The organism is Bacteroidetes bacterium SB0662_bin_6 (assembly GCA_009839485.1).
Taxonomy (GTDB): domain Bacteria; phylum Bacteroidota; class Rhodothermia; order Rhodothermales; family VXPQ01; genus VXPQ01.
Window position 1 is genome coordinate 89517 of sequence record VXPQ01000046.1, and the last position, 13008, is coordinate 102524.

General features: G+C 56.8%; 9 protein-coding genes, 1 tRNA gene and 1 pseudogene. 6 read left to right on the top strand and 5 right to left on the bottom strand.

Translation table 11 applies throughout. The features are described from left to right. Positions 1–23: 23 nt before the first annotated feature. From F4Y00_08365 to F4Y00_08380, 4 genes and pseudogenes are all read right to left on the bottom strand, one after another. Positions 24–560, bottom strand: coding sequence for a D-lyxose/D-mannose family sugar isomerase (locus F4Y00_08365; protein MYE04968.1), 537 nt, complete (start codon positions 558–560; stop codon positions 24–26). A 12-nt stretch (positions 561–572) separates the two neighbouring features. Then, positions 573–1559: a sugar phosphate isomerase/epimerase gene (locus tag F4Y00_08370; protein MYE04969.1), complete on the bottom strand. Its 987-nt coding sequence runs from the start codon at positions 1557–1559 to the stop codon at positions 573–575. A gap of 115 nt (positions 1560–1674) precedes the next feature. Next, a complete protein-coding gene (locus F4Y00_08375) occupies positions 1675–2856 on the bottom strand; it encodes an FCD domain-containing protein (protein MYE04970.1) in 1182 nt (393 codons plus the stop codon). A gap of 97 nt (positions 2857–2953) precedes the next feature. After that, positions 2954–3083: pseudogene (locus F4Y00_08380) on the bottom strand (IS481 family transposase). A gap of 230 nt (positions 3084–3313) precedes the next feature. Between F4Y00_08380 and F4Y00_08385 the strand changes: the two are divergent. Next, positions 3314–4561, top strand: a complete 1248-nt coding sequence (locus tag F4Y00_08385) for an MFS transporter (protein ID MYE04971.1) — start codon at positions 3314–3316, stop codon at positions 4559–4561. A 32-nt stretch (positions 4562–4593) separates the two neighbouring features. Then, positions 4594–6513 carry a DUF5060 domain-containing protein gene (locus F4Y00_08390; GenBank protein ID MYE04972.1) on the top strand — a complete coding sequence of 640 codons (1920 nt, stop codon included), beginning with the start codon at positions 4594–4596 and terminating at the stop codon, positions 6511–6513. Between the two features lie 100 nt (positions 6514–6613). Here F4Y00_08390 and F4Y00_08395 read toward each other — a convergent pair. After that, positions 6614–6697 (bottom strand) — tRNA-Leu (locus F4Y00_08395). Positions 6698–6775: 78 nt separating this feature from the next. Between F4Y00_08395 and F4Y00_08400 the strand changes: the two genes are divergently transcribed. The 4 genes from F4Y00_08400 (at position 6776) to F4Y00_08415 (ending at position 12959) form a co-directional block, all read left to right on the top strand. Continuing rightward, positions 6776–7732 carry a calcium/sodium antiporter gene (locus tag F4Y00_08400; protein ID MYE04973.1) on the top strand — a complete coding sequence of 319 codons (957 nt, stop codon included), beginning with the start codon at positions 6776–6778 and terminating at the stop codon, positions 7730–7732. 24 nt (positions 7733–7756) lie between these two features. After that, the gene (locus tag F4Y00_08405; GenBank protein MYE04974.1) at positions 7757–9922 is read left to right on the top strand and encodes a hypothetical protein; all 2166 of its coding nucleotides are present in this window, start codon (positions 7757–7759) and stop codon (positions 9920–9922) included. Further along, on the top strand, positions 9889–11154 hold the full coding sequence (locus F4Y00_08410; protein ID MYE04975.1) for an amidohydrolase: 1266 nt from the start codon (positions 9889–9891) through the stop codon (positions 11152–11154). Before F4Y00_08405 ends, F4Y00_08410 begins: the two co-directional genes overlap by 34 nt. An 83-nt stretch (positions 11155–11237) precedes the next feature. Continuing rightward, the gene (locus tag F4Y00_08415; GenBank protein ID MYE04976.1) at positions 11238–12959 is read left to right on the top strand and encodes a hypothetical protein; all 1722 of its coding nucleotides are present in this window, start codon (positions 11238–11240) and stop codon (positions 12957–12959) included. The last annotated feature ends 49 nt before the right edge of the window (positions 12960–13008 follow it).

Genomic DNA, 13008 nt, shown 5'->3' on the forward strand with positions numbered 1-13008 from the left:
TCTTTGGGTTCTGGCGGATACTTTCAATCAGTCAGTTTGATTGGACAGCCTCTCCCCTCCTTGAAGATGTTGCGCGTCTCGTCTACACGATTTTGAAACGTGATGGTGACTGCGCCCTCCGGCCCACCCTGAAACCAGTGTTCGGTATTCGGCGAGATGGTGTACTGGTCACCCGCTTCGAGGATCACCTCGTGATAGACAGTGTAGTAAGCTTCTTTTCCCGGCGGCACCGCCACATTCGGGTTATTGGCCGGCCCTGGCACATAGATTCTCGCCTGGCCCCACAACACACGCATCGTCTCTTCCTTTCCAGCCTCACCTTCATACGGCGGATGTACATGCTGTGGCAAGGACTGGCCTGGTAACAACGTGATGAGAGCGACCCTGACCTTGGTGCTTCGCAAGAGATCTACCCAGACGAATCCTTCCGACTCAAAGTGACCAAGGCCGAAATCGTCAACGGCAAGCGCACTCAAATCGCCGGCTGAGAGCACGAAGCCGGATTGGGAGATCATCTTTAGAGCCTGACCACGGAAAGACTCTCGGTCGATGGGGTCCACGGTGCTTAGGGCTCAAGTCGATTGTTGCTGCTTAGTCACCCGGGTATGCTGGTAAAATCGGCACTGCTCCAAGCACGATTCGAGGTAGGCCTTTCCTTCGCGATAGGCCTCGATCACCTCGTTTGCCTCGCAGGCGATTTCGATATCGAGACTCCCGGTGTAACCGGCCGAGGCGAGATTGTCCAGCAGAGGAACCCAGTCGATAGTTCCCCGGCCTGGCGCAAGTGACTTGTTCAGTGTCCCGTCATTGTCGCTAAGATGTACGCCGAAAATTCGATCCTGCAGCAGGAAGGGGAGCAGCGGTACAATCTCACCGGACACCCAGGCATGTCCGGTATCGAGGTTGATACCAAAATCAGGTGAATCGAGTACACGGCAGACCTCTTGGAACCCGGCCATGCCTCCCATTACCGAATAGGGTAGGATTTCGACAGCCATCCTCAGCCCTGCATCAACAACGATGTGCAGAAAGCCGGCAAGTTTCTCATGCAGACGCTTGCGCACGTCTGCGTACCAATTAGGTCCCGATACGGTGTTCCAGTCAACCTCGAGTGCGGCCATCGGCACTGTCAGCACCTCGGTCCAGTCAGACGTCTTCGCGATCTCGACCACCCGTCTCAGAGAGTCCTTTCCTGTTTCGGCATCGAGGTGTTCGGGCCTCGAGAAGTACTTCAGCATGAAGTGGGCAACGAACTGTGTCATCGTCATCCCAAGGGACGTCGCCACGTCGTGCACAGCGCGCGCACCTCCCGTCGACCATTCGCCGAGTCGTTCTTCGTGGAACACTTCTCCCTGGTAACCCTCGTACCCGAGACTTGCGGCCTCCTTCAAAGCAGCGCTGAAATCTGAAATCCCAAAGCCCTTGCCATAGCGGGAAAAAATGAACGCGGGGCTCACTCCATACATCTGTTTCTCTAGCTGGACTATAACTTTCGCAACCGATGTATACAATGTACACACAATGTGCAACGGGCGCAACGGACCGGTGGTAGGGTGCATCCAGTGGGTTCGCAATACAAAATTGTCACCTGGCCCGAACAAAAAAGCGCTCGAAATAGGCGAGAATCGGCGCTTTTCTCAGTGCCTCACCTGCCCAAGTTGGTTTGCGAACCCACTAGGCCGCAGAGGAGATTCGGTTTGTGGATGCCAGGAGCATCTCTCCCAACTCCGAGAGGGATTGGCCACAAAGCCGTACTTCAGGCAAGGTAATGCCAATTGCTACTGTGGAGCCGTCCGCGTGTCTCAAAGTCATCGCGACGCTCGCAAGTCCAGCCTGGTATTCACCGTTCTCCATCGAGATACCCGCTTTTCGGATTTCGTAAAGCATCCCTGCCAACTCGTCCGAATCCGTAATCGTTGCATCCGTGAACCTTGTCGGGGCGTACCGACCCAGCAATGACGCGAGTTCGTCTGAGTCCTTCGATGCGAGCAATGCCTTTCCAACTGCGGTGGCATGCAGCGGAAGCCGGGTGCCGATCGGTATGGCGGCTCTCAGAAGGGAGTGGCCCTCCACCACGAAGATAATCCGCGCCTCACCCTTGTCCTCCACAGCCAGGACAACCGTTTCTCCTGAGGCTGCCGCAAGCTCCTCGGCTTGAGTTATAATCAGTGTCTGGAAGGCGTCGGGCAACATTCCAAATGATGTGGGTTGCGAGAGCTTTCTCTTAAGATGGCTATTGCTCTTTCGGATGTGTGACACCATCGCGCGCTCAGCTTTGTCCGCATCCCTCGCTTCGATAGCGTCGAGTATCTCGAGATGCTCTGGAAGCGTATCCGCGGGACTGCGAAGCAGTCCTTGAGCAAGGGTGAAGCTCAGAACATGAAACGACTCGAGTATGCTGATCAACAGTGGGTCGTTGACCGCCCTCAAAAGGTATTCGTGAAATTCCCTGTCGGCATTCCTGTAATGCGTCCAGTCGATGTCCGTAATCTGATCGGCAGCCGACGTAATCAAGGCTCTCAGGTAGGCGACATGCTTCGGCCCCACTTCCTTGGCAGCCATGCGTGAAGCAAGCCCTTCAAGCACGGCGCGGATCTCCCAGACACTTATGAACTCGGACTCCGAGAACGAACGCACATATGCCGACCCCCTGGAGGTCATCTCGACAAAATTCTCACGGGCAAGTGTGGCAATCGCTTTTCGTAGCGGCGTGCGGCTGACTCCCAATTTCGCTGCCACGGCCTTCTGGACGATTTGCTCTCCGGGCTTCAACTCGCCGCGGATAATCATCGACCTGATCTCCGTATAGACGTGCTCGTCGCGAGAGACCGATACAGTATCTATATCTTTACCCATTGGATTGTTGCTTTATCTATGTTGTGTAAACCCACCACATTGTTCAGTGGTATATTCAGGAATTGGATAGATGTTCGGCATTTCAAGCTGGCGTGTGGTCGATGGCCACATGCACGTATTCCCATCCGGCTCCTGCGGAGTTTCTTCCGTCGGTCTCCGGTGACCCGATGGCCCGGACGCACGAAACGCCCCAGCCGCTTGACGTCCAGGTGCAGCAGGTCGCCCGGATGGGATAGGCGTAACGGCGCACCGCAACCGCAGGATCCGGATGGGACGCCCGGGTCCAGTTTTGTAAGATGTCTCTATTGTATCCATTGTCTACAATGTCTACATTACTGTTACAAAAGTAAAGAGTTTGATTTGGTAAAGGTTTACCAAGGCCCGTAGCTAACGACTGGGATTGGAACCGCAGACACATCGCGGATAGCGCAACGCAACTAGGGGGGAACTCGTGACTATTCCCAAACGGTTTGTCCTGGTATTCGGTACGTTCCTCCTTTCAGTTCTTCTACTCTTCGACAGAATTGCGATCTCCGCGTCTGCCCCGGCGATCTCCGAATCGCTGTCGCTGAGTCCGACTCAAATGGGTTGGGTGCTATCCATCTTTGCCCTCGGATACGCACTTTTTCAAACCCCAACCGGCATCTTGGCCGACCGGCTTGGACCCCGAAAGGTACTCACCGCCGTAGTTACGTTCTGGTCCATCTTTACAGCTCTTACAGGAGCCGCGTTCAACTTCGTCTCAATACTCATTTACCGATTTCTCTTTGGCGTGGGCGAGGCTGGCGCGTTCCCGGGGATCGCCCGTGCCACGTTCTCTTGGATTCCGATGAAGGAGAGAGGAATCGTGAATGGGATCAACTTCTCTGGCGCACGCCTGGGCCCGGCAATGGCCCTGCCGGTTGTGGCGTGGATGATCGAGCTTATGGGCTGGCGTCTAATGTTCGCGGTGCTTGGACTAATCGGCATCGTTTGGGCCGTCTTCTGGTACCTGTGGTTTCGTAACGATCCCACCCAGCACGCAAGCATCACAAGTGCTGAGCGGGATTACATACTTGAGACTCGCCAGCAGCCTGACCCGAGTCAGTCGGCCGTGTTGTCGCTCAGAACCCTGATGGTCTCGAGGAATATGTGGCTGACCATGGTGCAGTATTTCTGCAGCAACTTCACCTTCTTCTTCACGCTGACGTGGCTGTTCCCTCACATCAAGGAGACCTACGGATTGGAGATGATGGAGGCAGCCGTGTTCTCGGCGGCGCCACTCGTCGCGGGCGCAATCGGCCACTTGTTCTCGGGCTGGCTCGTTGACAAGATCTACTCCTCCGGACGCTGGAGATTGTCCAGGCTATTGCCGGCCGCTCTCGGCTTCTCGCTCGCAGCCGTGGGCCTGGTGGCGAGCGTATTCATGAATGATGTGGTCGGCGCCATTGCCTTCCTGTCTATTGCCATTTTCGGCGCCGACATGACCCTTAGCCCGTCCTGGTCGTTTTGCGTCGATATCGGTCGGCGTCACTCCGGCGCGGTTTCCGGAACAATGAACATGGCCGGCAACCTGGGATCGTTTGTGACCGCGCTGGCCTTTCCCTACATGTTGACATGGACCGGCTCAACCACGCCATTCTTCCTGGCCGCTGCCATCTTCAACGTGCTCGCGATCTTCATCTGGCTGGCTATGAAGCCTGATCGGCCGCTTGAAGAATACTAGACTTTTCCTTCCATCAATCACCGGGGGATCCGATGAGAGCATTTTGTCTTGGTGTCAGTTCGCGGACTCGATCCGCTGCAGCCTTGTCGTTGCGGCACGTACAAATAGAAACCAAAGACCTTGCGCGGTCAACAACTGGACAGGTATGGCGAAGGCTTGCCGGCATCCCAATCGCCTGCCTTCTTTTCGGAATTGTTACGGCAGCCGGGGCTCAGGATGCCACGATCACGGGCGAGTTGAAAACATGGCACAGGGTTACACTCTCGTTTGCGGGACCGGAGACAAGTGAAGCTGCCGAACCCAATCCGTTTACCGACTACCGACTACTCGTGACGTTCAGGAATGGAGACTATTCCGTAGTCGTACCGGGATTCTACGCGGCCGATGGTGATGCGGCGAACTCCAGTGCCGAAAGCGGAAGCATATGGCAGGTCCATTTTTCACCAAACGAAGAAGGCGAATGGAACTACAAGGCATCGTTCCGCGCAGGTCAGGATGTTGCGATCGCCACTGATCCGATGGCTGGGGAACCGACTGCATTTGACGGAGCCTCGGGGGCATTCACGGTGCTTCCCTCGGACAAGGGAGATCCAGATTTGCGGCATCACGGGCTGCTGCAGTATGTGGGCGAACACCACTACCGGTTCGCCGGAAGCGGCGCATACTTTCTGAAAGCCGGTGCGGACAGTCCGGAGAATTTCCTTGCGTACGACGAGATTGACGGGACCTACGACGCCGACGCCGGCTCAGGAAGCTACGAGCAGGTAGGGACCTTCATCCACCAATACCAACCGCACGTCCAGGATTGGCGTGAAGGCGATCCCAGCTGGAAGGACGGCAAGGGCAAGGGCATCATCGGCGCCCTCAACTATCTGGCAGGAAAAGGGATGAACAGTGTCTATTTCCTGACCTACAACATTGAAGGCGGGGATGGCCGGGACACATGGATGTGGACCGATGTAGATGAGAGGGAACGATTCGACGTCAGCAAATTGGCGCAGTGGGAAATCATATTCGCTCATATGGACCGACTTGGCATCATGCTTCACGTCGTCACGCAAGAGACGGAGAATGATCGAAACCTCGGGGGCAGTGTTGGGCTGAATCCCGTTCGTGAGCTGTACTATCGTGAACTCGTCGCGCGCTTCGGCCATCACAATGCCGTGACCTGGAACCTGGGAGAGGAGAACAACACTCCCGATGCCGATCGCAAAATGATCGCGGGCCTCATTCGTTCACTGGACCCCTATGATCATCCGATCACCGTCCACACGAAGTCCAATCGGGCGATGTGGTTCTACGACGGCATTCTTGGGGATCCAAACTTCGAAGCGACGTCCATCCAGGCCGACATGCATGACTACAACAGAGACGCTATCGTGCTGCGGAAGCGCTCGGAACTCGCAGGGCGAAAGTGGGCCATCTTCGGAGACGAGCAGCAGCCTGCATGGCGGGGTGCTGCTCCTGATGCTGTCGACCCGACGCATGACTTGCCACGCAAACAAGCGCTCTGGGGAAACCTCATGGGCGGCGGTTCCGGTGTGGAGTGGTATTTCGGCAGCCGCAATCCCTGTATGGACATCGACTGCGAAGACTGGCGGACGCGCGAGATCTTGTGGGATCAATCGCGCTACGCTCTGGACTTCTTCAGAGAGTACCTCCCCTTCTGGGAAATGGAGCCCGACAACGGGCTTGCATTCGCATACGGCAACCTCGTGCTCGCCAAGCCGGGCGAAACATACGCGGTGTATTTGCCGACCGGGAGCAGTACTACGATTGATCTCGAAAGAGACGAGGGTACGTTTAGCGTACGGTGGTACAACCCAAGGTCAGGCGGAGAGCTCCAGTACGGCAGCGTGACGACGGTCGAAGGCGGCGCGATCGTATCGCTCGGCGAACCCCCGGCAGATCCTGACCAGGACTGGGCCGTGCTGGTGACCCGCTCGGAGTAGACCCACTGCGGCGCGCATTCTATATGTATAAGACAGATATTTTTCAGTGTAAATTTATGAAAAAAGCCCGCTTCCGATGAAGGAGGCGGGCTTAGTTTCGTACCGGGAGCGGGATTCGAACCCGCACGGAGCATTGCTCCAACGGATTTTAAGTCCGTTGCGTCTACCGTTCCGCCATCCCGGCCGAAGGCCGCGTCGTCAATATTATGCTAAGCAGGATCCTGTCGCGCCCAACCTGCTAAAATTAAGGAAAAAATCCGGTATGCCACTTCAATTGTTTCTTTTTGCACTGGGGCTTGCCCTGGTATATTTCGGCGCTGAATGGCTCCTGAAGGGCGCTGCGGGGCTGGTGCACCGGTATAGTGTAAGCCCCCTGATTGTCGGTGCTACCGTAGTGGCGCTCGGTACGTCCATGCCCGAATTCGTCTTTAACCTGTTTGCAGCCTTCTCGGATGAGGACGGTCTCGCGCTGGGGAATATCGTCGGTTCAAACATTTGCAATATTGCACTGGTTCTTGGCGCAAGCGGGCTGGTTTTTCCCCTTCTGGCATCGCGTGATGTGCTGACCAGGGGGTACCCTTCCATGATGCTTGTGCTGATCGTTTTCTATCTGGTAGCGCTGGACGGAACAATCAGTCGGATCGATGGCATGGTGCTCGCTGCCATGCTGATCATTTTTGTATTCCTGATCGTACGGGGACGTGCGTATGGCGGAGAAAGACAGACATCGGATGCTGTTCTCTCGGGAGTTGCAAACGTTCCGGTATCGGGCCGCTGGAAATGGGTGTTTCTTTTCGCGGGAGCGCTGTTGCTTGCGGGCGGCGCCTGGCTCATGGTGAAAGCCGCCGTGAATATCGCCACCATGCTGGGCGTTTCTCCTGTGATTATCGGCCTGACTGTGGTTGCTGTCGGCACCAGCCTGCCCGAACTGGCTACTTCCCTTGTGGGCGCCCTGAAGGGCGAGGCGGAACTTTCGGTGGGGAACGTACTCGGGAGCAACATCCTGAATGTGTTGTTCGTCGTGGGGCCGATTGCTCTATTCCGCCCCCTGCATGTGGAGGCGAATGTGCTCACCGTACATTTTCCGGTCATGCTTGCGTTCGGGGTGCTGCTCCTCCCTGTTGTGTGGGTCCGGCGCAGGATCGGACGCATGGAGGGCGTGTTCCTCCTGACAGGTTTTCTGGCCTACCTTGCCTACCTGGTCATGCCGTATCTTTAACGAGTACCCTTTCTCTCTCGTCGAATGTCTTTTTCTTTTGGCATGAGTCCATGGCTGTTGGCGGCATCCTTACTTGCAGCCGGCGCCGCTGCCGTATGGTTGTATCGTCACACCATGCCCGCATTGCCGCGGAGCAAGAGGATCGTGCTCGGGGTACTGCGGTTTTGTGCGCTCTTCTTCATTCTGCTGCTTCTGCTCGAACCTGTTTTCCGCCTTGTCCGGCATGATGAAAAGGAACCGGTTGTAGCGGTGCTCATCGACGACAGCGCAAGCCTTCGGCTGGCATCCGGCACGGACACTTCTCGTGCAGTGGCACAAGCCCATATCCGGGACATTCTTCAGCATATTCCGCCGGCTGCACGGGGCGCCGATGTGCGATACATCCGTTTTGGCTCGGACCTCGATGCCGGTGAACTTCCCCGTTTTGAACCGGACTCGCTTGCGTTGAACGCCTTCAGAACCAACATTGCACAGGCGCTTGCCTCCACCGAAGAGCGATTGCGGGATGACAATTTGCGCGCTGTACTGCTGGTTTCCGATGGCCGGTACAATACAGGTCGTAATCCGCTATATGTATCCGAACGGTATCCGGTGCCTGTTTTTACGGCGGTTGTAGGCGACACATTGCGCCGGCAGGATATCCGTGTGCAACGTGTGCTCACAAACGAAGTAGCCTACGTAGGCGCCGAACTTCCCATTGAGGTCGGCATTCGTGCAGAAGGCATGGGGGGGCGCCGGATTACGGTATCGCTTGCCGTCGACGGAGAAACGATCACTTCACAAGCCCTTGAAATTCCTCCGGGGAATGCCGAAATCGTCGTCGATTTGTCCGTGACGCCCGAATCGGAAGGGCTTCGGCGCTACACGGTGGCTATAACGGAGCTTCCTGATGAAGTGACGCACCGCAATAACCGGGAATCCCTGACGGTTCGTGTGCTTTCCTCCAAACGGCGCATCCTTCTCGTTGCAGCGGCTCCCGGCCCGGATGTTGCGGCAATCCGGAGATTGCTTGCGCGGAATGCGGCGTTCGAAGTGTCTCCGTTCGTGCAAAAAAGCGCGGGCGCTTTTTACGAAGGCGGGTTTCCCTCCTCGCTTGCGGACTTCGATGTCATCGTGTTGGCCGGCTATCCCGGGCGGGTCAGCGACGGAACCGTATTGCGGCGCATCGGCGAGGCGGCGCAGGAAGGCGTCCCTGTGTTTTTTCTGCTTACTTCAGCCACCTCTATTCCTCGACTGGGGATAATTTCCGAAGATGTGCTCCCCGTTGAGCCCGGGCGTGTTCGGGAAGATTTCATGGAAGCGGCGTTTCAACCTGCGCCGGCAGGAAATCATCACCCGATCATGCATATTTCCGGAGGAGACCCGGAAGCATGGAGTACTCTTCCCCCGCTGGAATACAGTCGAACCCAATGGGCGCTTACTCCTGACGCGCAGGTGCTTGCCACCGTGTCGGTACGCGGGATTGACCTGTCCGAACCACTGCTTGTCGTGCGCCGGCGGACGCAACATCGTACCGCCGCCCTGCTTGGCGCCGGCACATGGAGATGGCAGAACCTTCCTGAAGACCTGTCTGATTTCGAGCAACTTCCTGCAGAACTTTTTGCGAACATTATCCAGTGGCTTACCGCCCTCGAGGATGACCGCCCTGTGCGCATATATCCTGTCCGGGATGTTTTTGGAGGAGGCGAATCGGTTCAGTTTTCGGGTCAGGTGTACGACGAAAGTCTTAATCCCGTCCCGGATGCGTCCGTGGAGATCAGGTTGATTTCGCCGGATGGCGTGGAGTTTCCCTATCTTATGCAGGCGATCGGGAGCGGACGGTACACGCTCAACACGGGAGCGCTGCCCGAAGGGGCCTATGCCTGGTCGGCCACAGCGCACAGAGGCGAGGAAATCCTGGGTTCGGACCGCGGGGAGTTTGTGGTTGGATCATTGACGCTGGAATACCGGGAACCGGGCGCGGACGTTACATTGATGCGGCAGGTTGCCCAGCGCTCAGGGGGTGTTTTGCTGGACCAAAGCCGCCCCGGGCCATTTACCGAAGTCCTCTCGACCCATCTGGAAGGAGCATCCGATACGATATCCCAAACGACGGAAGAGGATTTGCGTAAACACCCTGCTCTTTTACTATTCATTATTGCGCTTCTTGCCGCGGAATGGTTTTTTCGCAAACGGAACGGGATGGTTTGAAGAAAATGAGCGTCATAGCGGATATTCCTTCCATGGATGTTTCGAATCTTGCCGAAACCGGTAGGGAGCAGGTTGAATTCGCGACGTTCCTGCGCGACATACGGCGTGATATTCATCAGCATCCCGAACTCGGTTTTGAGGAGTATCGCACCAGCGAGTTTGTTCGCAGCATCCTCGAGCAGCATGGGCTGGCAGTAACAGGTCCCCTGGCCGGCACCGGCTTATACACGGATATTGAGGGCATCCATGACGGACCTGTCATTGCGTACCGCGCGGATATGGACGCATTGCCCACCGCAGATGCAAAATCCGTCGAGTATGCGTCCCGCCAGCCGGGGGTTGCCCATCTGTGCGGCCATGATGCGCATACGGCGATTGCGATCGGCGTAGCGCTTATTCTGCATCGAAACAGGGAGCATCTCCGCGGTACGGTCCGCGTACTGTTTCAGCCGGACGAGGAAGGCACGCCGGGAGGTGGGGTGAACATGATCCGGGAAGGAGTGCTTGACGGTGTGCAGAGCATTTATGCAATTCACGTCGACCCCTCGCTGGAGGCGGGCAGATACGGCGTGCTGGACGGCCCTATTACGTCGTCTAAAGACCGGTTCCGCATTTGCGTTAAGGCATCGAGCACCGGCCATTCGGCGCGTCCCCATGAAGTGGTGGATACCGTCTGGGTAGCTAATCAGATCGCCAATGCACTCTATCAGATGGTGGGGCGTTTTACGGATGCGCGACAGGCAGCCGTTCTGACGATTTGCCGGTTTCATGCCGGGGATGCGTACAACGTGATTCCCGAACAGGCGGAATTGGGAGGCACGATCCGCACCACGGATGCGAAGGAACGCACGGCCATAAACCAGCGCCTGGAACGCATCGCAAACGAACTTGCCGGCCTGTACGGGGTCGAGGTGCAGGTGGATATAGAGGCGGGGGCGCCTGCAGTAAAAAACGATCCTCGACTCACGAAGCATGTAGCATCCGTTATCCGGTCCTTCTGCGGAGAGGAAGCGGTTTTTCATATTCCTCTCCCCAGCATGGGTTCGGAAGATTTCGGACACTACCTGGAAAAAATACCCGGGATGCTTCTCCGGGCAGGCACCCGTTCCGGTCCGGAGAGTGCGTATCCCCTGCACAGTGATCACTTCGATATCGACGAGGGCGCTATGGCCCCCACCGCAGCGCTGATGGCCCATGTGCTCCGGACCCACCTGGATCAGGAACCCGGCTGACTTTACGCGCCGAAAAAGTTTCCGGGGAGGTTACGTTTTGGAGCTCGCTGTGTCTTAAAGGGCCGATCTCATTCTCTCGGCCCATGCGAGCCCTTTTCTTTATTCTTGTTCCCGCCGGCCTGGCAGTATGCCTGTGCGTCTTGCCGATTCGTGCCCAGCCTCTTGGGGGGGTGTCCGGCGCTGCCGGCCCCATCCGCATCGACCTCTCCGTATCTCCGCAACCCGGAGACATTGTGATCAATGAGATATATCCCCGGCCCTTTCCTTCCGGCTCGGAGTTTATCGAACTGTTCAACCGGAGCGTGCATACGTTCGATCTCCAGGATTTGACGATCCGGGACGCCTCTTCTTCCCCTTTTCCCCTTTCCGAAGAGGAATCGGCATTTGCTCCCGGAACCTACACGGTGTTCGTTGCGGACGATATCGCCTTTTCCAATCGTTTTGCCGGCGTTCCGTATATCGCACCCGCTCGCTGGGCAAGTCTGAACAATGGGGGCGACGCGGTGATTCTCGAATCCGGCGGAGTGGTCATTGATTCGCTTTTTTATGCAGGCAGCACGGTGGAAGCAGGGCGGTCACTGGAACGCATCGATCCGGGCGCTCCCTCGGATCCGTATAACTTCGCCCTGTCTATCGATACTTCCGGCGCCACACCGGGTGCGGAAAACAGCCAATATGCTCCCGATGTATCCGGTCCGGCATTGTCTTTCGTCAAAGCTTTCGACGATACCCGACTCGATCTTTATTTCAACGAACCTGTCCGGACCGGGGCGATTTTTCCTGCCTCTATTCGGGTGGAGAACCTTGTGGCCCGGGAAGTGCAAACGTTGGGTCCGAATCGGTTACGCGTCTTTTTCGCGGGTTCCGTAACAGGCGCATCCGTTGCGGTCGAGCAGGTGTCCGATTTGCGCGGAAATATTTCGGAACGGGTATCGGCGCCGATTTCCTATCGGCCTGTTCTCCGGGATATCGTGGTGAACGAAATTTTGTACGAACCGCTTGCAGACGACTATGACGGGTTTGCAAACCAGATGGAATTTGTTGAATTCGTGAACCGCTCCGCTCGTCGCATTTATCTCGACGGGATATATCGGACCCGGGATCCTGACGAATATGGAGACGCCGATACCGTTCGTGTGCAAGGGCGGTTTATCGGCCTGGAGCCGGGAGAGTACCTGCTGTTTGCCGCCGCCGGTATGGAGAACGAAAACGCCCCGGTGGTTACCGGCAAGGGGCTTACCCTGCTTAACGAAGGAGACCGCATTCGTATACACCGGGAAGACGGCGAAGTGCTTGACGACGTACGGTACGATCCTTCGTGGCATCATCCGGATGTTCTGGAAACCCGGGGCATTACACTGGAGCGAATCGACGTGGACGGGTCCGGCAATCATCCTCAGAACTGGACCAGTTCGGTAGGGCCGGACGGTGGAACCCCGGGGCTGCCCAATTCGATACGTATCGCCGGTAAGGATCTGTTGCCAGAGCGGGGAATACAGATTACGCCGAATCCTTTTTCCCCGGATCGGGACGGCGTGGACGATATCGTCCGCATAAGATGCACCTTCTCTTCCGACATATCCAGAATCCGGGCCCTTGTGTTCGACCTGGCCGGGAACCAGGTACGCAGATTGGTCGCCTCCCGGCTCGTTGCGGAATCCGTCGAGTTGCTATGGAACGGTCGGGATGATGCGGGCCGTCGCCTGCGCACGGGTATATACATTGCTTTTGTCGAGGCCTATGACGCCCGCAACAATGTAATGGATGTATTCAAGGCGCCTATCGTACTTGCACGTCGATACTGATGCAGATGGAACCGCCCCCACAGACCGTCGTTCACCCCATACGAGGCTA

Coding starts and splice junctions, on each gene's coding strand:
- F4Y00_08400 (MYE04973.1), top strand. CDS start 6,776: ATGCCACTTCAATTGTTTCTTTTTGCACTGGGGCTTGCCCTGGTATAT.
- F4Y00_08410 (MYE04975.1), top strand. CDS start 9,889: ATGGTTTTTTCGCAAACGGAACGGGATGGTTTGAAGAAAATGAGCGTC.
- F4Y00_08370 (MYE04969.1), bottom strand. CDS start 1,559: ATGCACCCTACCACCGGTCCGTTGCGCCCGTTGCACATTGTGTGTACA.
- F4Y00_08405 (MYE04974.1), top strand. CDS start 7,757: ATGTCTTTTTCTTTTGGCATGAGTCCATGGCTGTTGGCGGCATCCTTA.
- F4Y00_08415 (MYE04976.1), top strand. CDS start 11,238: ATGCGAGCCCTTTTCTTTATTCTTGTTCCCGCCGGCCTGGCAGTATGC.
- F4Y00_08390 (MYE04972.1), top strand. CDS start 4,594: ATGAGAGCATTTTGTCTTGGTGTCAGTTCGCGGACTCGATCCGCTGCA.
- F4Y00_08375 (MYE04970.1), bottom strand. CDS start 2,856: ATGGGTAAAGATATAGATACTGTATCGGTCTCTCGCGACGAGCACGTC.